Here is a 26147-nt window from a genome sequence, read left to right as displayed (position 1 = left end):
GAAATTTACACAGACCACTGTGTCCATCGCTCCAGCCTACAGGGTAGCTGTACCAAGACGCACAAGGAACTGCCATGTCAGACGCCTCTCCTGCCTTCCCGGCCAAGCTCACGGCGCGCCAGCAACAGATTCTGGAACTGATCCAGGCCGCCATCGCAAACACAGGCGCCCCGCCGACCCGTGCCGAAATCGCCGCCGAACTGGGCTTCAAGTCGGCCAATGCCGCAGAAGAGCATCTGCAAGCCCTGGCGCGCAAGGGCGTCATCGAACTCGTGAGCGGCACCTCGCGCGGCATCCGCCTGCGCAGCGACATGCTGCGCTCGGTCAACGAGCGACGCAGCAAGCAGTTCAGCCTGCCCCTTCAGGAATTGGCGCAGCTGGCGTTGCCGCTGGTCGGCCGTGTGGCGGCTGGCTCGCCCATCCTGGCGCAGGAACATGTCGACCAGACCTACTACGTGGAAAGCAGCCTGTTCCAGCACAAGCCCGACTACCTGTTGCGCGTGCGTGGCATGTCCATGCGCGACGCCGGCATCATGGATGGCGACCTGCTCGCGGTGCGTGCCACCAAGGACGCCAAGAACGGCCAGATCGTCGTGGCCCGGCTTGGCGACGAGGTCACGGTCAAGCGCTACAAGCGCACCTCCGACAGCATCGAGCTCCACCCCGAAAACCCCGACTACCCCACCATCTTCGTGGAGCCCGGCGAGCCCTTCGAGATCGAAGGCCTGGCCGTGGGGCTGATCCGCAACACCATGCTGATGTAGGTCGCACCGCTGTTCGCACAATGCCAGGTGGCGGGCGTCCGCCGCGCGCAGCGCGCGGCAACCCTGGTGCTGTGCCTTTCAACCAATCCTGCCCCAATCCGCCCGATGGACGGAAGGAGTTTGAAATGGGAATCGCAATGCTGACCGCCGTGCGCGTGGCCCGGCTGCCGCAATGGTTTGAAGAATTCGGCCCGCGGCTGGCGGACCGCCTGGGCGCGCGCCTGAGCGCCCGCCTGAACAAACGGCTGCGCCGCAGCCCCTCGCATGTGGCACCGGCCTCCGTGCGGCCGGCACCGGCGCTGCGGGTGCTGCGTGTGTTCGAGCCGCACCAGCCCCGTGCCGCGGCAGGCCGCATGGTCATCTCGGGCCGCATGGCCGATGTGTGTGCCGAGCTCGACCGGCTGGCCGCCGCCGAATCCGCGCCAGCACGGCACTGAAGCAGCAGGCAGAGCGGCGGCGGCAACGGGTTCCCTGCCCGCTGCGGCCCGGGCGCCATGGAGGCGCGAGGCACAATGGCCGCATGAACATTGTGATCCTCGATGACTACCAGGATGCGGTGCGCAAGCTCGACTGCGCAGCCAAGCTCGAACCCTATGCGGCCAAGGTCTACACCAACACCGTGAAGGGCCTGGGGCAGTTGTCGGTCCGGCTGCGCGATGCCGACATCCTCGTGCTGATCCGCGAGCGTACCCACCTGAACCGTGCGCTGATCGAAAAGCTCCCCAAGCTCAAGCTGATCGCCCAGACCGGCCGTGTCGGCCCGCACATCGACGTCGCCGCCTGCACCGAACGTGGGGTGGCCGTGGCCGAAGGCGTGGGCTCGCCTGTCGCACCTGCCGAGCTGACCTGGGCGCTGATCATGGCCGCAACCCGGCGCCTGCCCCAGTACATCGGCAACCTCAAGCATGGCGCCTGGCAGCAGTCCGGCATGAAGACAGCGTCCATGCCCCCCAATTTCGGCCTGGGCACCGTGCTGCGCGAACGCACCATGGGCATCTTCGGCTACGGCCGCATTGGGCAGATCGTCAGCACCTATGCACGTGCCTTCGGCATGCGTGTGCTGGTCTGGGGGCGTGCCGGCTCGTGCGAGCGGGCACTGGCAGACGGCCACCAGATCGCGGCCAGCCAGGACGAGCTGTTCGCCAACAGCGACGTGCTTTCGCTGCACCTGCGGCTCAACGAGGAGACGCGCGGCATCGTCAAGCTCGACGATCTGGCGCGCATGAAGCCGACTTCGCTGCTGGTCAACACCTCGCGCGCCGAACTCATCGAGCCCGATGCGCTGCTGGCCGGGCTGAACCGCGGACGCCCCGGCATGGCAGCCGTCGACGTGTTCGAAAGCGAGCCCATCCTGCAGGGCCATGCCTTGCTGCGCCTGGAGAACTGCATCTGCACGCCGCACATTGGTTATGTGGAACTGCAGAGCTACGAGATGTACTTCAATGCGGCGTTCGACAACGTGCTGAACTACATCCGCGGCACGCCCACCAACATCGTCAACCCGGGCTCGCTGCAAGTGCGGCGCTGAAAGGCGCCGCCCCTGCCCCGCGGCATCAACGGGTGGACTTGGGGGCGATGCGCGCTTCGGTGTTCGGGTCGAACAGGTCGAAGTCGATCAGCCCGCTGTCGATCTCGGGCTTGTCGGACCTGGCCGGCACATCGCCCGCAGGCGCGATCGGGGTCGGCGCCGACGCAGGCACTTCGGCCAGCGCGTCGTCGTCCAGCAAGGGCAGGTCGATGTCGATATCGACCAGCGACAGGGCCGGTGCTGCGGCAATGTCTCCGCTGCTCGTCGACAGATCGATGTCCAGTTCCAGGCCGCTGCCGTCGTGGGTGGTCGGCAATGGGGCCACCCCGGAATCGGGCACGAATTCCAGCATCGAATCCACCGCAGCGGCGGCGGCCAGCGGCGTGCCCGCCGCCGCCAGGCCGGTGCCCAGCCCACGGCCCGTGGAAGCCACGGACTCCGGCGGCGCGATGACGCCGAAACCCGAAGGCGAACGTGTGCCGCCGGCCGGGACGAAGACGTCCTGCGCCACGCCGTAGAGCATCAGCAGATCGCGGTAAGCCGCCAGGTCCAGCGGGCGGCCGGTATCTTCCGGATGGCGCAGCAGGTTGGCTTCGATCGTGTCCAGCACACGCACATGGCCCCAGACCGTCTCGATGCTGAGCAGCGTTGCGGGATAGTCCTCCAGGGCCAGGCCTTCGTCCGCGAAGGCCGCGAAATTGGGCACATGCGCGTTAAAGCGGCGCTGGAAGCGCGCGCGCAAGGCATTGAAGTCGTCCTTGCGGCCCTGCTGGTGGTAGATGCCGAACAGTTCCAGGAAGGCCAGCGGGCTCATGTCCTGGTGCTCGTCCAGGTGCTGCTGCAGCACCTCGATGGCCTGTTCGTACTGGCCCAGCGAGACGAAGAAGTCGGCATGTTGCTGCACGTCGACGAACTCGTCCGGACGCACCGGCCGCGAGGCGTCCACCGGCAAGGCACGGTCGTGCGCGAACACCGCGGCGGCCACGGCGCCGGTGTCCACCGTCGACGGGCGCCCGATGCCGAGCGCAGAAGCGGGCTCGCTGTCCAGGAACTCATCGGCCAGCGATGGCCTGGACACCACGGGCGGGCGCGTCACCGCAGGTGGCGCGACAGGCGACGGCTCCGGCACAGCCACCACGACGGGCGGCGCGGCATCGCCACTCCAGTGCGCGGCAGCCAGTGCAGCATGGCGGGCACGCTGCCAGAAGTACGCGGCCAGGCCGACCATCAGCACCAACAGGGCCAGCAGGCCGTAGACGAGCAGGATGTCGACGCGGCCGCTCTCCGCTTCGTCCAGCCGGCGCTCCGCACGCTCGAGCCGGGCCCGCAGTTCGCGTTCGGCCGCGCTGGGCTCTGCCGCCTGTTTGCTCTGCACCGCCTGCTGCGCTTCCAGGGCCTCCAGGCGCTGCTTGTCACGGACGATCTCTTCCGGCGTGGTCCGCAAGGCACGCCACATGGCGGCAACGGCTTCGCGCTGCGCCGCATCGTCGACGATCTGCGAATTCAGGGCCGGGCTGGGCTGCATGCCGGCGACGGGGCCTGCCGGAGCATCCAGCGTCAACCGGGGCGCACCAGCCGCGGCGACCGCGGGGGCCGATGCAGCCGCCTGCGGCCTGGGTTCGGCGGGCCGTGGCGCAGGCGCGGGGGCCGCCTTTGGCGCAGTGGCCTTGGCCGGCGGACGCGCCGGCGCCTGGCGTTGGGGCGGACGCGGCGCCGGCGCGGCGGCTGCACGCGGCGGTGCCGGCGCGGGCGCAGGCCGCACGGCTTCGACCGGAGGCAGTGGTGCAGCAGCAACAGGTGGCGCTGCCGCCGACGGTGCGGGCGCCGTCCTGGACAGGTCCACCGGCCCTGCCGCTGCCTTCAACTCGGCCGGAAACTCGGGCAGGAAGTCATAGCGCCGAGAGCCCCCCTGGCCGCACAGCGCGTGCAACACGAGACCCACGACAGGTTCGTCGATGACGGCGCTGGAGCGGATGCGCAGCACCGCCTCCTGCGCGCCGGCCGCCGGCGCCTGCATGACCAGCCGCACGCGCGAGGACTCGATCAGCGTGTCGCCATGGAACACCTCGACACGGAAACACTGCACCGTGGCGTCTTCCGGCTGGTCGACCCGGACTTCCACTGCCAGGCTCAACGGCTGGCCCAGAACCACGTTGCCGCGTGCGCGGCCCAGACTCAATGCCGAACTGCCGACAGCCACCCCCAGCAGCCCCAGCCCCACCAGCTTGTGTTGTAGTTTCACAGTGAGTGCGTATGAATCATTTGCGCACCATACCACTCGGATCGGCACGTCATAATTGATCGATGGACACAGCATATCGCGTTGTCGGCGTGGTCGGCGCCGGCGCAATGGGCCGCGGAATCGGCCAAATTGCAGCACAAGCAGGTAGTACCGTCAAACTCTTCGACGTGGCGCCGGGCGCCGCCGCCAAGGCCCGGGAAGCCGTGTATGCACAGTGGGCCAAGCTGCACGAAAAAGGCCGGTTGGACACACCGGCGCTCCATGCGCAGCGCGAAGCCCTGACCGAGGTAGCGGCGCTGGCCGATCTGGCCGACTGTGATCTGGTCATCGAGGCGGTCGTCGAGCGGCTGGACGTGAAGCAGCGCCTGTTCGCAGAACTCGAAACCATCGTGCGGCCGGACGCGGTGCTGGCCAGCAACACCTCCTCGCTGTCGATCACGGCCATTGCCGCGGCGCTCCAGCATCCCGGGCGTTTCGCCGGCTACCACTTCTTCAACCCCGTGCCGCTCATGAAGGTGGTCGAGGTCATCGCCGGGCTCAAGACGGATGCCGCCGTCTGCGCCGGCCTGACCCAGTTCGCGCGTGCCATGGGCCACACGCCCGTGCAGGCGGCCGACACGCCTGGCTTCATCGTCAACCATGCCGGGCGCGGCTACGGCACGGAAGCACTGCGCATCGTCAGCGAATCGGTCGCCGATTTCGCCACCATCGACCGCATCCTCAAGGACCAGGTCGGCTTCAAGCTGGGGCCCTTCGAATTGATGGACCTGACCGGGCTGGACGTTTCACACCCGGTCATGGAGTCCATTTACCGGCAGTACTACGACGAGCCGCGCTACCGCCCCAGTGCGCTGGCGGCCCAGCGTGTGGCCGGCGGCGTGGTCGGCCGCAAGGTCGGCGAGGGCTTCTACCGCTATGTCGACGGCGTGGCGCAGGTGCCGGCCGAACCGCCGGTGCCGCAGGTCGACCAGATTCCGCCGGTGTGGGTGTCGCCGCGCGCCGCACGCCGGGCCGAGCTGTTCCAGCTGCTCAAGGACCTGGGCGCCCGCATCGAGACCGGCCAGTCGCCCTCGATGGAAGCGCTGACCCTGGTCGCGCCGCTGGGTTTCGACATCACCACCGTCGCCGTGGTCGAGCGCCTGGATCCCGCACGCACCATCGGCATCGACATGCTGCTCGACGATGCCGCGACCAAGCGTCGCGTCCTGGCAACAAACCCGGCCACGCGCGTCGACATGCGCGATGCCGCGCACGCGTTGTTTGCACGCGACGGCAAGGCCGTCAGCGTGGTGCGCGACAGTGGCGGCTTCGTCACCCAGCGCGTGGTGGCCACCATCGTCAACATCGCGGCCGACATCTGCCAGCAGTCCATCTGCACGCCGCGCGACCTGGAACTGGCCGTCACGCTGGGCCTGGGCTATCCCGCCGGCCCCCTGGCGCTGGGAGACCGCTGCGGCCCGACCAACATACTGGAAGTGCTGTTCAACCTGCAGACCGTCTACGGCGATGCGCGCTACCGCCCCAGCCCCTGGCTGCGGCGCCGCGGTGCGATCGGCCTGTCCCTGCTGCACGAAGAAACCTGAAGCCACCCGCCCCATGCCCGCCGCCCTGCTCAGCACCCGCCATGGCGCGACCATGGTGCTCACCCTGTCGCATCCGGAGCGCCACAACGCCCTGGGGCCGGACATCTGGGCCGCCGGCGTCGAGGCCCTGAACGTGGCCGAATCCAGCAACGAGGTGGCCAGCGTGGTCATCGCCGGCGCCGGCGCCGTGTTCAGCGTGGGCCACGACCTGGAGCAGCTGCAGGCCAGCCGCCGCGAGAGCGCGTCGCACCAGGTCGCGCTGACCGAAGGCCTGCACAGCTGGATCGAGGCCATCCGCAGCTTCCCCAAGCCCGTGGTCGCCGCCGTCGAGGGCGTGGCCGCCGATGCCGGCTTCGCGCTGGCCCTGGCCTGCGACTTCATCGTCGCCGCGCGCAACGCGCAGTTCGCGCTGGCAGGCAGCGCGCTGGGCCTGTCGCCCGATGCGGGCGCGAGCTGGAGCCTGGCGCGGGCACTGCCACGCCAGTTGGCCGGCGAACTGCTGATGCTGGGCACGCGCGTGAACGCCGAGCGGCTGCACGCGCTGGGCGTGGTCAACCGCGTCTGCGGCCCGGGCACGGCGCTGCATGAAGCCCTCGCCCTGGCCGGGCAGATCAACGCGCTTGCGCCGCATGCCGTGGCCAGCGGCAAGGAGTTGCTGGCCCTCGCCGAGGCCGCCACGCTGCCCGAGCAACTGGCGCACGAGCGCGACCGCTTCGTCGCCAACCTGCACCACGCAGATACGGGCGCGGCCATCGCCGCGTTCCGTGAACAGCGCGGCGCGGCACCGCTGACCTGAGCCCAGCCCGGCCGCCGGGCCGCAGTCACCCAAAAGACAGAACATGGACGAACCGATTCTTAACATCGCCGAGCGCGAAGCGATCAACGCCGGGCGCTGGTTTTCATCCCTCTCCCCCTCGCTGCGGCACGACATTCTTCGATGCGCTTATGTCCGACGCTACAAGAACGGCGAACTGATCGCCGCCCGCGGCGACATCGCGGAAGAGTGGATCGCCTGTGCCAAGGGCGCGGCCCGCGTGAGCTCCACCTCCATCTCGGGCAAGCAGATCACGCTGACCTACGTGGAGCCCGGCATCTGGTTCGGCGACGTGGCCTTCTTCGACAGCGACCGCCGCACGCACGACGTCTATGCGCATGGCGCCACCACCATCGTCTGCGTGGCCCGTGCCGACTTCAAGAAGATCCTGGCCGCGCACAGCGAGCTCTACGAGGCGCTGATGTGGCTGCAGTCGCGCCGCATCCGGCTGCTCTTCGGCCTGGTGGAAGACCTCAACACCCTGCCCCTGCGCGCGCGGCTGGCCAAGCAGCTGCTGCACCTGGTGCGCAGCTATGGCGTGCCCAGCCTGGAAGACGGCAACGAGGTCCGCATCAGCCTGCAGCTGGCGCAGGAAGAGCTGGCCCAGCTGCTTGGCGCCTCGCGCCAGCGCGTGAACCAGGAACTCAAGACCATGGAGCGCGAGGACGCCATCCGCATCGAAGCGACCGGCCTCATCGTGCGCGACCGCGATGCGCTGATGCGCATCGTCGACTCCGACCGCTGAACCACAACACCGACACAGGGAGACAACCCGCATGAGCGAATTCGACCATTTCGAGGGCACCAAGGAAGTCAGCGGCCAGCACGCCTTCGACACCGCAAGGCTGACCGACTGGCTGGCCGCGCAGCTGCCCGGCTTTGCCGGACCGCTGGAGGTCGCGCTGTTCAAGGGCGGGCAGTCCAACCCCACGTACAAGCTCACCACGCCCACGCAGCGCTACGTGATGCGCTCCAAGCCCGGCCCGGTGGCCAAGCTGCTGCCCTCGGCCCACGCCATCGAGCGCGAGTTCGCCGTCATGCGCGGCCTGGCCGGAACCGACGTGCCCGTGCCAGCCATGCTGTGCCTGTGCGATGACGAATCCGTCATCGGCCGCGCCTTCTACATCATGGAGTTCAAGGAAGGTCGCGTGCTCTGGGACCAGGGCCTGGCCGGCATGGAGCCGGCCGGCCGCGCCGCCATCTACGACGAGATGAACCGCGTGATCGCGGCGCTGCACAGCGTGGACTTCGCCGCGCGCGGGCTCGCGGGCTACGGCAAGCCCGGCAACTACTTCGAGCGCCAGATCGGCCGCTGGAGCAAGCAGTACGTCGCCTCGATCACGCAGCCCATCCCCGAAATGGACAAGCTCATCGACTGGCTGCCGCGCAACATGCCCGCCAGCGCGCGCGACGAGCGCTTCACGAGCATCGTGCACGGCGACTACCGGCTGGACAACACCATGTTCCACGCCAGCGAGCCGCGCATCGTCGCGGTGCTGGACTGGGAGCTGTCCACGCTGGGCCACCCGCTGGCGGACTTCAGCTACCACTGCATGTCCTGGCACATCAGCCCCGGCCAGTTCCGCGGCATCGCCGGGCTCGACCTGAAGGCGCTGGGCATCCCGGCCGAGGCCGACTACATCGCGCGCTACTGCGAGCGCACCGGCTTCGCCACCCCGCAAGAACTCGCGCGCGACTGGAACTTCTACCTGGCCTACAACATGTTCCGCCTGGCCGCGATCCTGCAGGGCATCGCCAAGCGGGCCGAATCGGGCACGGCCTCCAGCGAACGCGCCGCCACATCCGGTGCCGGCGCCCGCCCGCTCGCCGAACTTGCCTGGAAGTTCGCGCAGCAGGCCTGAACCGCTACGGATGATCACGCTCTACAGCTGGGCCACGCCGAACGGCCACAAGGTCCACATCATGCTGGAGGAGTGCGGCCTGCCCTACGCGGTGGTGCCGGTCGACATCGGGGCGGGCGCGCAGTTCCAGCCCGACTTCCTGCGCATCAGTCCCAACAACAAGATCCCGGCCATCGTCGATACCGACGGGCCGGACGGCCAGCCCGTCACGCTGTTCGAATCGGGCGCCATCCTGCTGTACCTGGCCGGCAAGACCGGCCAGCTGCTGCCCGAGGGCGACCGTGCCCGCTATGCGGTGCTGCAGTGGCTAATGTTCCAGATGGGCGGCGTCGGCCCCATGCTGGGCCAGAACCACCACTTCCGGCAGTACGCGCCCGAGAAGATCGGCTACGCGGTCCAGCGCTACACCGACGAGGCGCGGCGCCTGTACGGCGTGATGGACCGGCAATTGGCCGAGAGCGCGCACATCGCCGGGCCCGACTACAGCATTGCCGACATCGCCGTCTTTCCCTGGCTGCGCAACTGGCAGAACCAGGGCATCGCCTGGGCCGACTACCCCCACCTGAAGGCCTGGTTCGACCGCATCGCGGGGCGCCCAGCCGTGCAGCGCGGCATGGCCGTGCTGGCCGACCTGCGCAAGCCCATCACCGACGGCAAGGCGCGCGAGAACCTGTTCGGCGCCACGCAGTACCAGCGGCGCTGAAGCCGCCGGCCGCGCTGAATCCTCGAAGCGCTCAGCCGGTGCGTGGCCCCGTCAGGCCGCGCCCAGCAGGGCCGGCTGGCCCCCATAGCCCAGGCTCGGCTCCGTTGCGGCGCCGTGCGCCCCGCCCGCGCGCAGCTTGAACACCGCCATCGCCTGCACCAGCTGCTCGGCCTGGCCGCGCAGGCTGTCGGCGGCGGCGGCCGATTCCTCCACCAGCGCCGCGTTCTGCTGCGTGGCCTGGTCCATCTGCGTGACGGCCTCGCCCACCTGCGACACGCCCGCGCTCTGCTCGCTGCTGGCCGCGCTGATCTCGCCCACCAGGTCGCTCACGCGCTGGATCGCGTGGACCACCTCCTGCATGGTGCTGCCGGCCTCGCCCACCAGCACCGTGCCCTGCTGCACGCGCTCCACGCTGGTGCCGATCAGGGCCTTGATCTCGCGCGCCGCCTCGGCCGAACGGCCGGCCAGGCTGCGCACCTCGCTCGCCACCACCGCGAAGCCGCGGCCCTGGTCTCCCGCGCGCGCCGCCTCGACGGCCGCGTTCAGCGCCAGGATGTTGGTCTGGAACGCGATGGAATCGATGGTGCCGATGATGCTGGCGATCTTGCCCGAGCTCTCGTCGATGCCCTTCATGGTGTCGACCACGCGCGCAACCACATCGCCGCCGCGGCCGGCCACGCTCGATGCGTTCTCGGCCAGGCTCTTGGCCTGGCGCGCGTTGTCGGCGTTCTGCCGCACGGTGGAGCTGAGCTGCTCCATCGACGCGGCCGTCTCCTCCAGCGCCGAGGCCTGCTGCTCCGTGCGCGCCGACAGGTCGTTGTTGCCGTGCGCGATCTCCGCGCTGGCCGTGGCCACGCCATCGGCATTGCGCCGCACGCCGGCCACCACGCTGGCCAGTTGCTGCTGCATGTCTCGCAGCGCCGTGGCGAGGTCGGCGGCCTCGTCGCGGCCCTCCACGTGCACGGGCTGCGTGAGGTCGCCGTCGGCGATGCGCCGCGCCACGACGCCGGCCTGGGCCAGCGGCTGCGTGATCGAGCGCGAAATGGTCCAGGCGAACAGCGCGCCCAGCAGCACCGCCGCGATGCCGCTGGTGACCAGCACCGTCTGCCCCTGCGCGGCGGCGTCCGCGGCGTCGCGCAGCGCCTCGGCATACAGCTCCTGCTGGCGCTTTTCCAGCGTCAGGATGCTGTCGCTGTAGGCCGCGGCCAGCGGGCGCAGCGTGCGCTCCAGCTCGGCCGAGACATCTTCGCCGGCCTGGCGGCGCTTGACCAGCGCCGCCCGCGGCGTGCGGTAGGCCTCCCGGCGGTCGTCGATGTCCTTCAGCATGCGCTTGCCGGTCTCGGTCTGTACCAGCTGGTGCAGGCGCTCGCGCGAGGCCGCCGTGACCTGCGAGGTCTTGTCCATGTCGGCCTGCCAGCGCGGGATGTGCGTGGTGTCCGAATCCAGCAGCGCCGCCTCGGTGCGCACCCAGTTCAGGTCGATGGTCTGGCGCCAGCGGATCGCGACCTCCTGCCGCTCCTTGTCCACCGTGCCCAGCTGCTGGGTGGCGGTATCGGACTGCTCCAGCCGCCACACGCCCATGGCCGCGCTGGCCGCCACGATCAACAGGATCACGCCGAACGCCAGCCCCAGCCGCGCGCCGATGCGCAGATTGCGCAGGCCGCTCATGGTTGGCACTCCAGGCGCGCGGCGCGCAGGGCGGGAGAAAGGGCAAGTAAGTGCATGGGAATCCCTGCGGGTTGAGGACGGTCGACCAGTGCAACGCAAGACGCGCGCACGGTGCCCGATCCCCGGTGACCCCTGTGGGATGCAACCCAGCTGCCCGACCCGGCGCGCGTGCGCCGGCTGAGGGCCTGTGGCTTTGCGTGCGCAACTCTCATTGCGTTTGCTGTCGGGAAGTCTAACAGTGCACTAAATATGAATCAAATGAGTTCGCCCATTTGTTGATTCAGAGAAACAGTTTGACGCCCATCAAGCCGCAAGGCTGGGGTGCGGCCAGGCCATGGCAGCGCCCGCCAGGGCCGCGTCGGCCCGATAGCTGGCCAGCGCGGCGTGCATGGCCGGCACCGTGGCCGCCGGGTCGTCGCCCAGCATGCGCACGACGCAGATGCCGTCGGCCCCAGTCGCGGCGGCCGCGCCGATCTGCGCGTGTTCCAGGATGCCGCCGATGGCCACCACGGGTGCGCCGGCCATGGCGCACCACCAGGCCAGGTTGTCCAGGCCCTGGGGCCGCCAGGGCATGGCTTTGGTCAACGTGGGCCACACCGGGCCGCAGGCGATGTAGGCCGGCGACAGGCTGCGCGCACGGGCCAGCTCCCACAGGCTGTGCGAGCTGATGCCCAGTGCCAGGCCGCTGGCACGCAGGGCCGCACGCTCGGCGGCGCCCAGCGCCAGCAGGTCTTCCTGGCCCAGGTGCACGCCGTGCGCGCCGTGCCGGGCCGCCAGCCGCCAATGGTCGTTGACGAACAGGCGCGCGCCCGCGGCACGGCACGCCGCTGCGGCCTCGGCCACCTGGGCGTGCAGTGCATCCCACCAGGCCGGCGTCGCCGCCTCGGTCTGCTTGATGCGCAGCTGCACGCTGCGCACGCCGCACGCCAGCACGGCCTGCACGCGCGCCGCGCTGTCGACGATGGCGTACAGGCCCAGCGGCGCCGCGCGCTCGGCGGGTGCGGCGGCGAACACCGGCTCGGCGTCCCAGCCCATCTGCGGCAGCAACGCCGGTTCGGCATGGAAACCCGCGCGCGCCAGGACCTGGCCCGGGCCGCGCCCCGCCGCATGGCCATGGCGCAACGCGTGCGTGGCCGCCATCTTCGCCAGCACCACGGCGTCGGCCGCGACGAAACCATGCGCCAGCGCCGCTGCCGCGCTGCTGGCGAAGGTGCAGCCCGTGGCGTGGGTGTTGCCGGTTCCGATGCGCGGCAGCGCCAGCCAGCCGCCGGCGTGCGGGCTGTCCAGCCAGTCCAGCGCCAGCCCGGCTTCCGCCGCCGTGGCGTCGTCGGGTGTGTCGGCCGGATCGCCGCCCGTGATGCAGACGGATTGCGCGCCCAGCGCACGCAGCGCTTGCGCGGCAGCTGGCACCTCGTCGCGGCGCAGCGCGGGCCAACCCAGAAGGCGTGCGGCCTCGCGCCGGTTGGGCGTGACCAGCGTGGCACGCGGCAGCAGGTGCGCGCGGTAGCCGGCCACGGCGGCATCGTCGGCGAAGTTCGCGCCGCTGCTGGCGCCCAGCACCGGATCGACCACCAGCGGCAGGCCGGGCGTGGCCTCGCGCAGGCGGTCGGTCCAGGCGGCCACGCTGCGCATCTGCGCGGCGTCGGCCAGGAGGCCGGTCTTGAGCGCGGCCGGCGGCATGTCGGCCTCCAGCGCGGCCAGCTGGGCTTGCAGCAGCTGCGGGCTGACCGCCTCGACCCGCGTGACGGCCTGCGAGTTCTGCGCCGTCACCGCGGCCACCACGCCGCAGTAGTGCGTGCCGGGCCAGGCATCCAGCGCACGCTGGTCGGCCGCGAGGCCCGCGCCGCCGCTGCTGTCGGTGCCGGCGATGCTCCAGACGCGCTTCATGCCATGCCCCCGATCAGCAGCGGCGCGCCGCCGACCTGCGTGCTGGGCACGGCAAAGTCCTGGCGCGCCATCACGCCGGCCTGCCAGGCCGCCCTGCCCGCCTGCACGGCCGCGCGGAACGCACCGGCCATGCGCACGGGGTCGCGCGCCTGCGCCACGGCCGAATTGAGCAGCACCGCGTCGAAGCCCAGCTCCAGCGCCTGCGCCGCGTGCGAGGGCGCGCCGATGCCGGCGTCGACGATCAGCGTGGCATCGGGCAGCCGCTCGCGCAGCGTGCGCAGCGCGAAGGGGTTCAACAGGCCCTGGCCCGAGCCGATGGGCGCGCCCCAGGGCATCAGCACCGGGCAGCCCGCGTCCAGCAGGCGGCGGCACAGCACCAGGTCGTCGGTGCAATAGGGCCAGACCACGAAGCCGTCGCGCACCAGCTGCTGCGCGGCCTGCAGCAACTCGAACGGGTCGGGCTGCAGCGTGTGCTCGTCGCCCACCACCTCGAGCTTGAGCCAGGGCGTGCCGTAGAGTTCGCGCGCCATCTGCGCCAGCTGCACGGCCTCGCGCGCCGTGCGGCAGCCGGCGGTGTTGGGCAGCAGGCGCGCGCCCTGCTGCTGCACGGCCTCGCGCACGGTGGCGACGAAGCCGTTGTCGCCCCCGGCCGCCAGTGCGCGCCGCAGGCCCACGGTGACGACCTGGGCGCCGGAGGCCTCGATGGCCAGGCCCAGCACCTGGGGCGAGGGATAGCCGGCCGTGCCGAGCAGGAAGCGGCTGGCAAGCGTGGTGCCGGCGACCTGCCAGCTGTCGTCGTTCGGTGGTCCAGCGTCATGCATGGCTCATCCTCCGGTGATGGGTTGGAACAGCACGACGGCATCGCCGTCCTGCAATGCGTGGTCGTGGCGGTGGCCGCGGGCGACGAAGACGCCGTTGACGGCCGTGCCCACGGCCTCGGGCCGGTGGCCCAGCGCGGCCACCAGCGCGGCCAGCGTGGTGCTGGCCGGCAGCGCATGCGGCGCACCGTCCAGCACGATCTGCACGGTGACTGCCGTCATGCGGCCTGCCATTGCGCCAGCAGCGCGAGGGCGTCCTCGACCAGCGCGGGCGCCATCAGCCAGCCATGGCGGAACAGGCCGTTGATGCGCAGCAGCCCGTCTTCGTGCGCGGTGCGCGGCAGGTGGTCCGGCAGCGCCGGACGCAGGTGCCGGTCCAGCCGCAGGATGCGCGCCTCGGCCAGCATGGGCAGCACGCTGTGCGCCGCGCTCATGAGCTCCACCGCGCTCTTGAGCGAGACCGGCGAGCGGTCTTCGCTCTCGATCTCGGTCGCGCCCAGGAACAGCAGGTCGTCCGGGCGCGGCACCAGGTACACGCGGTGGCGCGGGTGCACCAGGCGCACGGGCCGCGTGAGGCCGTGGCCCGGGGCGTGCAGCCAGACGGTCTCGCCCCGCACGCCGCGCAGCGGCATGCACTCCGTCTGCTCGCCGCGCGGCGGCATGCACTCCGTCTGCTCGCCGCGCAGCGGCGTGCCGTGGCGGGCGCCCAGGCCGCGCACGTCGACCACGCAGTCGAAGGCCGCACCGCTGCCGTCCTCGAACTGCAGCCGCCCCGGCAGCGCCCGCGCCACCGGCCGCTGCCAGTGCCAGGCCACGCCCTCGGCCGACGCATGCAGGGCTGCCATGGTGGCCAGCGGATCGATCTGCGCCTCGCCCGGCAGCAGCCAGGCATGGGCCGGCGGCGGCAGCGCAGGCTCCAGCCGGGCCAGCGCGGCGGCGTCCAGCGGCTCGGGCGCCGCGCGCGTCTCGTCGGCCAGCCGCGCCAGCACGCGCTGCGCGCTGGCCAGGTCGCTGCGGTGCGCCACCAGCAAGCTGCCGCGTTCCGCGAAGAACGGCCGCGGCGCGGGCAGTTCGGCGACGATGCCGCGCCACAGCGCGATCGAACGCCAGCCCCACGCCGCCACGCGCGCATCCGCATGGTCGCGCTCGGCCAGCGGGCACAGCATGCCGGCCGCGCTGAACGCGGCCGGGCCCCGCGCGTCGAACTGCGGCGCCGGCCCGGGCGCGGCGTCGAACACCGCCACCTGCGCGCCCGCGCGTGCCAGCCGCCAGGCCAGCAGCCGGCCCAGCAGGCCGGCGCCTGCAATGCCGATGCGGGCCATCAGGATTGGTCGATCGGGATGTAGAACGCGCCGCCGCCGGCCTTGAACTCGGCCGACTTCTGCGCCATGCCGCTGGCCGCGAACTCGCGCACCTCCTGCGTGATCTTCATCGAGCAGAACTTGGGGCCGCACATCGAGCAGAAATGCGCGACCTTGCTGGCGTCCTTGGGCAGCGTCTCGTCGTGGAATTCGCGCGCGGTGTCGGGGTCCAGGCCCAGGTTGAACTGGTCGGTCCAGCGGAACTCGAAGCGCGCCTTGCTGAGCGCGTCGTCGCGGGCGCGCGCGCCCGGGTGTCCCTTGGCCACGTCGGCCGCGTGCGCGGCGATCTTGTAGGCGATGATGCCCTGCTTGACGTCCTCGCGGTCGGGCAGGCCCAGGTGCTCCTTGGGCGTCACGTAGCACAGCATGGCCGTGCCCATCCAGCCGATCATGGCCGCGCCGATGGCGCTCGCGATGTGGTCGTAGCCCGGCGCGATGTCGATGGTCAGCGGGCCCAGCGTGTAGAACGGCGCCTCGTGGCAGTGCTTGAGCTGCTCCTCCATGTTGGCCTGCACGAGGTGCATGGGCACATGGCCCGGGCCTTCGATCATGGTCTGCACGTCGTGCTTCCAGGCCAGCGTCGTGAGTTCGCCCAGCGTGCGCAGCTCGGCGAACTGGGCTTCGTCGTTGGCGTCGGCCGCGCAGCCGGGGCGCAGGCCGTCGCCGAGCGAGAAGCTCACGTCGTAGGCCTTCATGATGTCGCAGATGTCCTCGAAGTGCGTGTAGAGGAAGCTCTCGCGGTGGTGGGCGATGCACCACTTGGCCATGATCGAGCCGCCGCGCGAGACGATGCCCGTCATGCGGTCCGCCGTCAGGTGGATGAAGGGCAGGCGCAGGCCGGCGTGGATGGTGAAGTAGTCCACGCCCTGCTCGGCCTGCTCGATGAGCGTGTCGCGGAAGATCTCCCAGGTCAGGTCTTCGGCCACGCCGCCGACCTTCTCCAGCGCCTGGTAGATCGGCACCGTGCCGATGGGCACCGGGCTGTTGCGCACGATCCAGTCGCGCGTGGTGTGGATGTTGCGGCCCGTGCTGAGGTCCATCACGTTGTCCGCGCCCCAGCGGATCGCCCAGACCAGCTTGTCGACCTCCTCCTCGATGCTGGAGGTCACGGCCGAGTTGCCGATGTTGGCGTTGATCTTGACCAGGAAGTTGCGCCCGATGGCCATGGGCTCGACCTCGGGGTGGTTGATGTTGGCCGGGATGATGGCGCGGCCGCGCGCCACCTCGTCGCGCACGAACTCGGGCGTGATCGGACCCTTCGGCAGCGCGGCACCCAGCGGGTTGCCGGCCAGGCGGCGCTCGCGGCCTGCATCGCGCTGGTACTCGGCCATCCACTCGCGGCGGCCGTTCTCGCGCAGCGCCACGTACTCCATCTCGGGCGTCACGATGCCGCGGCGGGCGTAGTGCATCTGGGTCACGTTGCCACCGGCCCTGGCGCGGCGCGGGGCGCGCTGCAGCGCTGCGGCCTCGGCGCGCAACTGGGCCAGGCGCGCATCGTCCTTGCCGCCATCGTCCAGGGCCTGGCGGATGCGGCCCTCGTAGGTCTCGGTGTCGCCGCGGCTGTCCAGCCACGGCGCACGCAGTGCGGGCAGGCCGCTGCGCACGTCGATGGCAGCCGCCGGGTCGGTGTAGGGCCCGGAGGTGTCGTAGAGGTGGATGCGCTCGCCGTTGGTCAGCAGCACCTCGCGCAAGGGCACGCGCAGGTCGGGGCGCGAGCCTTCGAGGTAGACCTTGGTCGAGCCGGGGAAGGGTTCGCGCGTGAGCGCAAGGCGCTCGGCGAGCGGGACGGCGTGGCGGTCGGGGGCGTTCATGCGGGCAATCTCCTTGGCGTTGGATGGATTGCTCCGCATCGGCCGGGATGCGCGCACGCGCGCCATGAGGGCGCGCGCAGGCACCACGGCACTGCAGCTCTTCTTACGCTGGTATGACCCAGATCAAGTTCGCGGTTCCGGCGATCAGGTTCGCCATCTCAGCACGCCATACGTGCACCCCGGAGCGGGGGCGAGTCTAGCGGCGTGGCGCAAGCGGTGTCAATGCGCGGCGAGCAAGGCCTGCACTTCGTCGGCCGAAAGGCCGGCCTCGCGCAGCACCTCGGCCGTGTGCTCGCCGGTGCGCGGCGCATGCCGCTGCAAGGCATAGGGCGTGGCCGAGAAGCGCAGCGGCGAACGCAGCGCCTGGTAGCGGCCCTCGGTGGGATGCTCGGCCGTGCCCATGAGACCCACGGCCTGCACATGGGCGTCGTGCTGCAGCTCCTCCAAACCCAGCACAGGCATGCAGGGAATGCCCACGCGGTCGCAGAAGGCGACCCACTCAGCCGTGCTGCGCTCGGCCGCGCAGGCCTCGACGATGGCGTAGAGCGCGTCCACATGCTCCACACGCCGGGCCACATCGGCGAAGCGCGCGTCCTCCAGCCACTGCGCCTGGCCGACGAAGGCGAAGAAGTCCTGCCAGTTGCGGTCGGAGTACGGCAGGATGCAGGCCCAGCCATCGCGCGTGCGGTAGGGCTTGCGCTGCGGGGAGAGCTGGCGCGGAAAGCCGATGGGCCCCAGCGGCGGCTCGAAGGCGCCCGGGCCGTGGTGCTCGACCAGCATGAAGTCGATGGCGGTCTCGAACATCGGCACCTCCACCTGCTGGCCGCTGCCGCCGCGCTCGCGGTGCAGCAGCGCACCCAGCACCGCGTAGGCGATGGCCTGGCCAGCGATCTTGTCGCACCAGGCCGTGGGCGCGTAGCGCGGCGTGCCGTACAGCTGCGCGTTGAGCGCCGCGAAGCCCGAGCCGGCCTGCATGAGGTCGTCGTAGGCGGGCTTGTGGCCGTAGGGCCCGTCCTCGCCGAAGCCGCGCGCCGCGCAGACCACGATGCGCGGGTTGACCGCGGCCACACCCTCCCAGTCCAGGCCAAGCCGCGCCGCCACCTGGGGCCGCAGGTTGTGCACCAGCACGTCGGCCCCGGCCAGCAACCGGTCGAGCGCGGCGCGCGCGGCGGGTTGCTTCAGGTCCAGCACCACGCTGCGCTTGTTGCGGTGCAGGTTCAGCACCGAGCCGCCCATGCCCGCGTGCCGGCTCGGGCCGTAGCGGCGGAAGGTGTCGCCCTCGGGCGGCTCGATCTTGACCACGTCCGCGCCCATGTCGGCCAGGATGCGGGTGCCGTACGGCCCCATGATCACGCTCGTGAGGTCGAGGACGCGGATGCCGTCCAGCGCGCCGGCCGGCGTTTGCGAAGTGGTGGATTGCATGCGTGCGGAGCCAGGAAGTCGGCGGCCATGCTAGGCCGGCCCGCACCGCAAGGGAAATTAATTATTCTGCGGCTGTCATCAGCAACGCCCATCACTTGGCACGCGCCGCCGGAGGCACGCCGGCCTGCATCAGCTCGATGAAGCCCTTGGCCGCCGGCGACCAAGCGCCGGCCGCGGGCCAGACCATGTAGATGGAACGCGTGAGCTGCGCGTCGCTGATCGGCACCATGGCCACGCGCGCACCGTCGAAGTAGTCCACCGCCGCCTGCGGCACGATGCCCACGCCCAGTCCGCTGGCGACCAGGCCCGACAACGTGGCCAGTTGCTCCACCTCCAGCCCGGTGTCGCGCACGGCCACCGCGCGCAGCGCGTGGTCCAGGTGCTGCGCGATGCTGCCGGTGCGGATCAGCCGGATCAGGTCGCAGCCCGCCAGCTGCGCCAGCGCGATGCGCTTGCGCGCGGCCAGCCGGTGGTCGTGCCGGCAGACCAGGTAGAAGCGCTCGGCGAACAGCAGCTGGCTCTGCAGCCCGGCCAGGCCGGGGCCCACGCCGGTGAGCGCGAAGTCCACGCGGCGCTGGCGCACCAGCTCCAGCGCGCGCTCGGGCGGCGTGTCGAACAGCTCCACGCGGATCTCGGGGAAGCGCGCGCGGTACTGCGCCAGCAGCGGCGGCAGCCAGTGCGCCGCCAGCGAGGGCAGCGCACTGATCGACAGCCGGCCGCGGTGCAGGCTCACATGCTGGCGCAGGTCGGCGTCGATCTCCTCCAGGTCGACCATCACGCGGCGCGCCACCGCGACGAAGCGCTCGCCCTCGGGCGTCAGCGAGACGCGGCGCCGGTCGCGGTCGACCAGGCGCAGGTCCACGTCGCGCTCGAGCTTGGCCACCATCTGGCTCAGCGCCGACTGGGTGACGTTGCAGCGCTCGGCCGCCAGCGAGAAGTGGCGCAGCTCGTCCAGCGCGATCATGGCGCGCAGCACGCGGGTGGACACATCGATCATGGGCTCTTCTCTGCTTATGACAGGCTCTGAATAATTAATTTTATGATTCGAGCGCGGCTGCATAGCATCGCGTCTTCGAACAAGACAGATCCGGAGACAAGCAGGCATGACGACCCGATCCGCGCCCCCACCCCCAGCCCTGGGGCGCCGCACCGCCTTGAAGACCCTGGCCGGCGGCGCTGCCGCGCTGGCCCTGCCCGTGCTGGCGCAGGTGGGCTATCCGTCCAAGCCGCTGCGCATGGTCATCGGCTTTTCCGCCGGCGGCCCGACCGACGTGGTGGCGCGCATCGTCGGCGCGCGCCTGGGGCCGCTGCTGGGCCAGCCCGTGGTGGTGGACAACAAGCCCGGCGCCAACGCGGTGCTGGCGGCCGATGCGGTGGCCAAGGCGCCTGCCGACGGCCACACCCTGCTCTACAACACCTCGTCGTTCGCGCTGTCGGCAGCGCTCTCGCCCAAGCTGCCCTACGAGCCGGCACAGTTGCGCGGCGTGACGCTGACGGCGGCCGCGCCCACGGTGCTGATCGTGCACCCGTCCTTCCCGGCGCACAGCGTGCAGGAGTTCATCGAGGCCGTGCGCCAGGCGCCGGACCGCTACAACTACGGCTCGGCCGGCAACGGCACCATCACCCACGTGATCCCGGTGCAGCTGCTGCAGGCCAACGGGCTGCGGGCCACGCACATCCCCTACAAGGGCAGCGCGCCGGCGCTGGTGGACCTGGCCGGCGGCCAGATCCAGTTCGCCGTGGATGCGATGAGTTCCGCCCTGCCCTTCATCCGCGACGGCCGCGTGCGTGCGCTGGCCGTGACCAGCGCGCAGCGCCTGCCCGCGCTGCCCGACGTGCCCACCGTCACCGAGCGCTGGATGCCCGGCTACGAGGCCAGCGCCTGGCAGGGGCTCATGGTGCATGCGCAGACGCCCGCGCCCATCGTCGCGCGGCTGCACCAGGCCATGGCAGACGTGCTGGCGAACGAGGGCGTGCGCAAGCAACTGGCCGAGCTCGGCACCGACACCGTGACCAGCACGCCCGAGGCCTACGACCGCTACGTGCGCCAGGAGATCGCGCGCTGGACGCAGGTGGCCAAGGATGCGCGCCTGCAGGTGGCCTGACATGCGGGGCCGCCGAACCTTCCTGCTGCACGGCGCTGCGCTGCTGTGCGGCGGCACGGCCCTGGCGCAGGACGCCACGGGCCGGCCGATCCAGCTCATCGTGCCCTTCCCCGCCGGCGGCGTGACCGACCTGGTCTCGCGCATCGTCGCCGCCCGCCTGGGCACGGAACTGGGCCAGAGCGTGGTGGTGGACAACCGCGCCGGCGCGAGCGGCATCCTGGGCAGCGGCATCGCCGCCAAGGCCGCGCCCGACGGGCACACGCTGCTGATGGGCAACATCTCCACGCTGGCCGTCAACGGCGCCACCTTCGCGCAGCTGCCCTACGATCCGGTGGCCAGCTTCACGCCGGTGGGCATGGTGGCGTTGCAGCCGCTGCTCGTGGCCGTGCATCCCGAGGTGCCGGCCAGGACCCTGGCCGAGCTCATCGCGCTGGCCCGCGACCGGCCCGGCGCGCTGAACTTCGGCACGGCCGGCAGTTCGGTCCAGCTGGCGGTGGAGCAGTTCAACCACATGGCCGGCATCCGCATGACGCATGTGCCCTACAAGGGCAGCGCGCCCGCCATCGCCGACCTCATCGGAGGCCAGGTGCAGGTGCTGTTCGACCCGATCTCCACGCTGTACCCGCAGGCACGCAGCGGCAAGGTGCGTGCGCTGGCGGTCAGCACGGCCACGCGATCGGCGGTGGCGCCGGAGCTGCCGACGGTTGCCGAATCGGGCCTGGCCGGCTACGACGTGAGTTCCTGGCAAGGCATCGTGGCGCCGCGCGGCACCCCGCCCGAGGCCGTGGCGCGGCTCGAACGCGCGCTGGCCAGGGTGCTGGCCCAGCCCGAGGTGCAGGCGCAGTTCGCCCGGCAGGGTGTGGCCGCCGCGCCCTCCACGCCGCAGGCCTTCGCCCAGTACATCGCCCAGGAAAGCGCACGCTGGCAGCAGGTGGCGCGCCAGGCCGGCATCCGGCCAGAATGAACACCACCATCCACAGGAGCTTGGCATGACCCATGTCGGAACCCGCCAGCATGGCGCATCGAAGCGCCGCGCCATCACGGCCATGGGCGTGCCATTCTTCAAGAGCGAATGGATGGAGAGCGGCGACGACCCGCTGCGCTCGCCCACGATCTCGCTGATCGAGCAGGCGCCCCACAGCACGCTGGGCACGCACTTCCACCGGCAGAACCAGTTCCAGCTGTTCGTGCACGGCGGCGGCACCATCGGCCGCGACACGCTGGCGCCGGTCACCGTGCACTACGCTGGCGCCTACACCGGCTATGGCCCGCTGGTGGCCGGGGCCGAAGGCATCCACTACTTCACGATCCGGCCCGTGTGCGAAAGCGGCGCCATCCCGGCCGGGCAGGCACGCGAGCAGATGGTGCGCGGCCCCAAGCGCCATGTGCAGGCCGGCCCCATCGCATGCATGCCGCCCGGCTCCCTGGCCGCCCTGCAGGCGCCCCAGAGCGAGGACGTGATCGCCGTGGCGCAGGACGGCCTGGGCGCCCGCGTCCACCGCCTGCCGCCGCATGCCTGGCTGCAGCCGGCCGTGCCGCCGGCCACTGATTGCACGTTCGCCGTGGTGCTGGGCGGCAGCCTGGCGCAAGGCGGTCGCACGCTGCAGCGCTGGGACAGCCTGGCCTGGTGGGCGGACGAAGCGCCGCCGCCATTGCAGGCCGGGCCGCAGGGGGCGGAGTGCATCCTGCTGTTCACGCCGCCCAAGGCCCAGGCATACCAGGAGGCTATGATCGCGGCCCTGGCGCCGGACCACCCGGCAAGCCAATCTGCCCGTAGCTCAGTTGGATAGAGCAACAGCCTTCTAAGCTGTGGGTCACAGGTTCGATTCCTGTCGGGCAGGCCATCGGGACAGGCCCGCCCCACCGGCTGCGCCGCCATCGGCCCGCCCCCCACGAACACGAACGCCGCCATCGCCAGACGCACGCTCCCGTGCTGCGCGCTCCCCGCGCAAACGCGCCCGGCGGTGCCGCCGGGGCGACCGCAGGCAGGCTCGGGCGGGCGCGGCCCGCATGGCCGCGCATACAGTCGCCGGGCACCATGCAGAGTCTTGAAATCCGCACCCGCCTCGAACATTGCCAACGCCTTCTCGGCACCATCGCCGTCCCGCCCGAACTGGACGGCCTGGCGGCCGACCTGATCGACCACCTGATCCAGCTGCACGATGCGCGCCGCCTGACACCGGCCTTCCTGCAGCTGTCGATGCGGGCCTTCGAGGGCATCGAGGCGCTGGAACGCGTGGTGGCCCCGCTGGCCGAGATCGCCGGCGCCCAGGCCGAGGCCGAAGGACACAAGGAGCTCACGGAGCGTTCCGGCCTGCCCTGGGTGGTCTCGCGGTACGACCCGCTGGATGCGTGAAAAGCCGCCCGGAGCGCCCCGCCGACGCGGTTGCCCGGGCCGGTGCCACCATACCGCGCGGCATGCCGGATCGCCCCACTGACTTGTGCTGTTTCGCGTGCGCTAATATCACAACAAGCGCGCGTTGAGCGAGCGAATCCTGGACCAGCGGCCATGTTGCGCCGCCCAGGGCCCTGGCACTCACCTTGCGCGGCTCAGGCCATGCCCACCCCACAAGGCGTTCAACCTCCACCGCAATCCCGCCTGGGCCCCGCTTCGGGCTTCAGCGACCTTGCACCCCTGGGCTCGCAGCCGGACGCGCCCGCGCCGGCGCGCGACCCGATCCGGCGCGCGCGGCTGATGGTGGTCTTTGTCTGCCTGGCGCTGCTGGCCACCAACGTCTGGTTCATCGTCGACGCGCGCGCCCATGCCATCGCGCAGGCGCACCTGGCCAGCACCAACCTGGCACGCGCCGTGGCGGAACGCATGGAAGCGTCCGTGTCCGAGACCGACCACATCCTGGACAGCCTGGTCTACGAGATCGAGCGCACGGACTTCTCGCAGTCAGCGCTGGACGACATGCAGCCGCTGATGGTCAACCACGTGGCGCGGACGGCGCAGCTCAAGGGCCTGTTCGTCTACGACGCGAAAGGTGCGTGGATCGCCACCTCGGTGCCGCAGTGGGACCCCAGCTGGAACAACGCCGACCGCGCCTACTTCATCCACCACCGGGACAGCCAGAGCGCCTCGGTCCTCGTCAGCCCGCCGATCCTGAGCCGTTCGTCCGGCGAGTGGATCGTGCCGGTCTCGCGCCGGCTCAACGACATCGACGGCCGCTTCGCGGGCGTGGCGCTGGCCACGCTGAGCGTGCCGCACCTGCGCGGCGTGCTGGAGCGGTTCGACGTCGGCGAGGGCGCGATCCTGCTCACGGTGGCCGGCCGCATGGTGGCGCGCAACCCCTCGATCGACGCTGACATCGGCAAGCCGCTGCCGCCGTCGGCGGTGCGCACCACCCTGGAGACGCACCGCTCCGGCACGACCGAGGCGCGCTCGCCGCTGGACGGCGTGGAACGGCTGATCAGCTTCGAGCACGCGCGCAGCTACCCCTTGCAGGTGAGTGTCGCGGCCGGCAAGAACCAGGTGCTGGCCAACTGGCGCCTCAACTCGGCGCTGCAGACGGTCTGGGTCGTCTTCCTGTGCCTGCTGCTGGAGCGCGCCGGCGCCTACACGCGCCGCATGATGGCGCAGCGCCTGCAGGCCGAGGCCGGCCTGCGCGAGGCGCGCGATGCGCTGGCCAACGCCAACGAGAAACTGGCCGCGCTGGCCCGTTTCGACGACCTCACCCGGCTGCCCAACCGGCGCTACTTCGACCGTCGCTTCGCGCGCGTCTTTCGCCAGGCGCAGCGCGAGGGCGGCCCGCTGGCGGTGGTCATGGTCGATGTGGACGCGTTCAAGAAGTACAACGACCACTACGGCCATGTCGAGGGCGACGAATGCCTGCGCCGCGTGTCCGCGGCGCTGCGCGCCACCGTCAAGCGGCCCGAGGACTTCGTCGCGCGCTACGGCGGCGAGGAGATGGTGCTGCTGCTGCCGCAGACCGACGTGCTCGGCGCCACCATGGTGGCCGAGGCGGCGCGTACCGCGGTGGCCGCCATGGACATCCCGCACGCCGCCGTGGTGGCGGGCAAGGTGACCATCAGCCTGGGCGTGGCGGCCGCCGTGCCCGGCCCGCAGGACACCGAGCAGGCACTGCTGAAGGCGGCCGACGCCGCGCTCTACGAGGCCAAGCGCAAGGGCCGCAACCAGGTCGGCGTCAGCGCGTGACGCCGTCGCCGCAGGTCAGCCGGCCTGCCGCGCCAGGTACTGCTGCCGCACGGCCTCGATGGAGGCCTGCTGGCTCTGCGCGTACAGCGCGATCTCGTCGGCCACCGGGGCGCCCAGGGCCGCCTCGAAGGCCTCCTGGGCGGCGTTGGCGGCATAGCTCTTCTGCTCGGCCCCGCCCAGGTTGGACTGGAAGATGCCGGCCGCGCTGACGGGCAGGAAGTCCTCGTAGACGATGGGGCTGGCCGCCACGATGCCCTGGCCGCGCAGCGCGTCCAGGTCGAACGCGGCGCCGCTTCGGGCCACGCGGGCCAGGCCGTCCGCATCGGCCACGCGCCAGCGGAAGAAGGCCAGGCCCTGCGACAGCAGCGTGTCCAGGTCGTCCGGGAATTCGCGGAACGCCGCTGCCAGCCGCTCGCTGTAGTCGGCCGAGGCGCTGCCGGCGCCCTGCATCGACCGCACGCCCGCCAGCAAGCGGTCGTACAGCGCGCGGCCCGCCCGCGTGAGCGCCATGCCGCGCTGCTCGATCTCGCCGAAGCGCGCGGTGTGCGAGCCATCGGCGCCATCCCCGGCGAACACGATGGGTTCTTCCAGCGCCTTGAAGCTGGTCTGGCGCAGCAAGATGGCGTGCCGGCGGCGCGGCGGGCCTTCCACCACGTCCTTGGCGGCGATGCCGCGGCGGGGCATCTCGGCCTGGGCCGCGTCGATGTCCAGCGTGCGCGGCGTCAGGTGGTTGATGTGCGGCCCCTTGAACGAGACCACGTCGGCCACCAGCCGGTGCGCGCCGTGCAGCTGGCGGTAGCTGGCGTGGCTCACGGTGGCCTCGCTGTGCCAGCGGAAGGTCTGCGTCACCTCCTGCACGAACTCCGCGGCCTGCTGCGCCGAGAGGCCGCCGGCCTGCTCGGCCAGCGCCGTGAGTTCGAGCGCGCGCGGCGTGAAGATCGCGCGCCGGGCCAGGATGGCCTGGGCCTGCTCGCGCACGGCGGCATCGGCCACCAGGTCCAGGCGCAGCAGCGAGGTGAACACGCGGAACGGGTTGTTGCGCAGCGCCGCGTCGTCCACCGGGCGGAAGGCCGTCGCGTGCACGGGCACGCCGGCGACCGACAGGTCGTAGTAGCCGACCGGGTGCATGCCCATCACGCAGAAGATGCGCCGCATGTCGGCCAGCTCGCGGGCCGTGCCCAGCCGGATCGCGCCGTGGCGCTCGACATCCAGGCGGCGCAGCTCGTCGGCGGCCTCCAGCTGCCCGCGCAGGCCGGGGTCCGCCTCGAGCGTCGCGCGGTTGATGTCCGCGACCAGGTCGAGCAAGATGCCGTACTGCGGCACCTCGGTCTTGTACATGGCCGACATGGACCGGGAGAACAGGTCGCGGATCTGGTCCGAACTGGCAAACGTTGGCATGGCGATGGAAACGTGGGGATGG

Annotated in this window: 23 protein-coding genes, 1 tRNA gene and 2 riboswitches; of the genes, 14 read left to right on the top strand and 10 right to left on the bottom strand. The window is 71.2% G+C overall.

Going from position 1 to position 26147, the window contains the following annotated elements; genetic code table 11:
• Positions 1-74: 74 nt before the first annotated feature.
• The 3 genes from lexA (at position 75) to ASF44_RS27015 (ending at position 2292) form a co-directional block, all read left to right on the top strand.
• Entirely contained in the window at positions 75-764 is a 690-nt protein-coding gene (gene lexA / locus ASF44_RS27025) for a transcriptional repressor LexA (RefSeq protein ID WP_056902383.1), read from the top strand.
• Between the two features lie 125 nt (positions 765-889).
• On the top strand, positions 890-1201 hold the full coding sequence (locus ASF44_RS27020; RefSeq protein WP_156374726.1) for a hypothetical protein: 312 nt from the start codon (positions 890-892) through the stop codon (positions 1199-1201).
• Between the two features lie 83 nt (positions 1202-1284).
• Positions 1285-2292, top strand: coding sequence for a D-2-hydroxyacid dehydrogenase family protein (locus tag ASF44_RS27015; RefSeq protein WP_056902381.1), 1008 nt, complete (start codon positions 1285-1287; stop codon positions 2290-2292).
• Between the two features lie 25 nt (positions 2293-2317).
• Here ASF44_RS27015 and ASF44_RS27010 read toward each other — a convergent pair whose 3' ends face one another.
• Complete coding sequence (locus ASF44_RS27010; protein WP_156374725.1) at positions 2318-4534, bottom strand: hypothetical protein; 2217 nt, start codon at positions 4532-4534, stop codon at positions 2318-2320.
• Between the two features lie 62 nt (positions 4535-4596).
• Here ASF44_RS27010 and ASF44_RS27005 point away from each other — a divergent pair, with 62 nt between their 5' ends.
• The 5 genes from ASF44_RS27005 to ASF44_RS26985 are packed head-to-tail and all read left to right on the top strand — an operon-like array spanning position 4597 to position 9496.
• Complete coding sequence (locus tag ASF44_RS27005) at positions 4597-6117, top strand: 3-hydroxyacyl-CoA dehydrogenase (protein WP_056902379.1); 1521 nt, start codon at positions 4597-4599, stop codon at positions 6115-6117.
• A 13-nt stretch (positions 6118-6130) separates the two neighbouring features.
• Positions 6131-6913 (top strand): oxepin-CoA hydrolase, alternative type, encoded by a 783-nt coding sequence (locus ASF44_RS27000; RefSeq protein ID WP_056902378.1) that lies wholly within the window; start codon positions 6131-6133, stop codon positions 6911-6913.
• 43 nt (positions 6914-6956) lie between these two features.
• Complete coding sequence (locus ASF44_RS26995; RefSeq protein WP_056902377.1) at positions 6957-7676, top strand: Crp/Fnr family transcriptional regulator; 720 nt, start codon at positions 6957-6959, stop codon at positions 7674-7676.
• Between the two features lie 31 nt (positions 7677-7707).
• Positions 7708-8793, top strand: a complete 1086-nt coding sequence (locus tag ASF44_RS26990; protein WP_056902376.1) for a phosphotransferase — start codon at positions 7708-7710, stop codon at positions 8791-8793.
• A gap of 10 nt (positions 8794-8803) precedes the next feature.
• Complete coding sequence (locus ASF44_RS26985; protein WP_056902375.1) at positions 8804-9496, top strand: glutathione S-transferase family protein; 693 nt, start codon at positions 8804-8806, stop codon at positions 9494-9496.
• A 51-nt stretch (positions 9497-9547) separates the two neighbouring features.
• On the opposite strand, the gene ASF44_RS26980 is transcribed toward ASF44_RS26985, so the two are convergent.
• The 8 genes from ASF44_RS26980 to ASF44_RS26945 form a co-directional block, all read right to left on the bottom strand.
• Positions 9548-11164 (bottom strand): methyl-accepting chemotaxis protein, encoded by a 1617-nt coding sequence (locus ASF44_RS26980; protein ID WP_056902374.1) that lies wholly within the window; start codon positions 11162-11164, stop codon positions 9548-9550.
• A 137-nt stretch (positions 11165-11301) separates the two neighbouring features.
• Positions 11302-11396: riboswitch (cyclic di-GMP riboswitch) on the bottom strand.
• 71 nt (positions 11397-11467) lie between these two features.
• Positions 11468-13051, bottom strand: a complete 1584-nt coding sequence (locus tag ASF44_RS26975; RefSeq protein WP_056902373.1) for a bifunctional hydroxymethylpyrimidine kinase/phosphomethylpyrimidine kinase — start codon at positions 13049-13051, stop codon at positions 11468-11470.
• Positions 13048-13872 carry a thiazole synthase gene (locus tag ASF44_RS26970; protein WP_056902372.1) on the bottom strand — a complete coding sequence of 275 codons (825 nt, stop codon included), beginning with the start codon at positions 13870-13872 and terminating at the stop codon, positions 13048-13050. Before ASF44_RS26970 ends, ASF44_RS26975 begins: the two co-directional genes overlap by 4 nt.
• A 3-nt stretch (positions 13873-13875) precedes the next feature.
• Positions 13876-14091 carry a sulfur carrier protein ThiS gene (thiS, locus tag ASF44_RS26965; protein ID WP_235579369.1) on the bottom strand — a complete coding sequence of 72 codons (216 nt, stop codon included), beginning with the start codon at positions 14089-14091 and terminating at the stop codon, positions 13876-13878.
• A complete protein-coding gene (locus tag ASF44_RS26960; protein WP_056902370.1) occupies positions 14088-15191 on the bottom strand; it encodes an FAD-dependent oxidoreductase in 1104 nt (367 codons plus the stop codon). Before ASF44_RS26960 ends, thiS begins: the two co-directional genes overlap by 4 nt.
• Positions 15191-17041: a phosphomethylpyrimidine synthase ThiC gene (gene thiC, locus ASF44_RS26955; protein ID WP_056902369.1), complete on the bottom strand. Its 1851-nt coding sequence runs from the start codon at positions 17039-17041 to the stop codon at positions 15191-15193. The genes ASF44_RS26960 and thiC overlap by 1 nt, the downstream gene beginning before the upstream one ends.
• Before the next feature lie 83 nt (positions 17042-17124).
• A riboswitch (TPP riboswitch) is annotated at positions 17125-17233 on the bottom strand.
• Between the two features lie 27 nt (positions 17234-17260).
• Entirely contained in the window at positions 17261-18463 is a 1203-nt protein-coding gene (locus tag ASF44_RS26950; RefSeq protein WP_056902368.1) for a CaiB/BaiF CoA-transferase family protein, read from the bottom strand.
• Positions 18464-18554: 91 nt separating this feature from the next.
• Positions 18555-19460: a LysR family transcriptional regulator gene (locus tag ASF44_RS26945; RefSeq protein ID WP_056902367.1), complete on the bottom strand. Its 906-nt coding sequence runs from the start codon at positions 19458-19460 to the stop codon at positions 18555-18557.
• Between the two features lie 106 nt (positions 19461-19566).
• Between ASF44_RS26945 and ASF44_RS26940 the strand changes: the two genes are divergently transcribed.
• The 6 genes from ASF44_RS26940 (at position 19567) to ASF44_RS26920 (ending at position 24727) form a co-directional block, all read left to right on the top strand.
• Positions 19567-20568, top strand: a complete 1002-nt coding sequence (locus ASF44_RS26940; protein WP_056902366.1) for a tripartite tricarboxylate transporter substrate binding protein — start codon at positions 19567-19569, stop codon at positions 20566-20568.
• A gap of 1 nt (position 20569) precedes the next feature.
• Positions 20570-21532 (top strand): tripartite tricarboxylate transporter substrate binding protein, encoded by a 963-nt coding sequence (locus ASF44_RS26935; protein WP_056902365.1) that lies wholly within the window; start codon positions 20570-20572, stop codon positions 21530-21532.
• Positions 21533-21557: 25 nt separating this feature from the next.
• Positions 21558-22358 (top strand): hypothetical protein, encoded by an 801-nt coding sequence (locus ASF44_RS31335; protein ID WP_082525078.1) that lies wholly within the window; start codon positions 21558-21560, stop codon positions 22356-22358.
• A tRNA-Arg gene (locus ASF44_RS26930) sits at positions 22336-22412 on the top strand. Before ASF44_RS31335 ends, ASF44_RS26930 begins: the two co-directional genes overlap by 23 nt.
• Positions 22413-22606: 194 nt before the next feature.
• Positions 22607-22924 (top strand): hypothetical protein, encoded by a 318-nt coding sequence (locus ASF44_RS26925; RefSeq protein WP_056902364.1) that lies wholly within the window; start codon positions 22607-22609, stop codon positions 22922-22924.
• 201 nt (positions 22925-23125) lie between these two features.
• On the top strand, positions 23126-24727 hold the full coding sequence (locus ASF44_RS26920; protein ID WP_235579368.1) for a sensor domain-containing diguanylate cyclase: 1602 nt from the start codon (positions 23126-23128) through the stop codon (positions 24725-24727).
• Positions 24728-24742: 15 nt separating this feature from the next.
• Here the strand turns inward: ASF44_RS26920 and ASF44_RS26915 are convergent, their stop codons facing one another.
• Positions 24743-26125 carry a VOC family protein gene (locus ASF44_RS26915; protein ID WP_056902363.1) on the bottom strand — a complete coding sequence of 461 codons (1383 nt, stop codon included), beginning with the start codon at positions 26123-26125 and terminating at the stop codon, positions 24743-24745.
• Positions 26126-26147 lie beyond the last annotated feature (22 nt).

The sequence above is a fragment of the Pseudorhodoferax sp. Leaf274 genome (assembly GCF_001422445.1).
Lineage (GTDB): Bacteria > Pseudomonadota > Gammaproteobacteria > Burkholderiales > Burkholderiaceae_C > Pseudorhodoferax.
The sequence above is the reverse complement of the archived record's forward strand: the minus strand, read 5'-3'. Positions and strand labels throughout refer to the sequence as shown.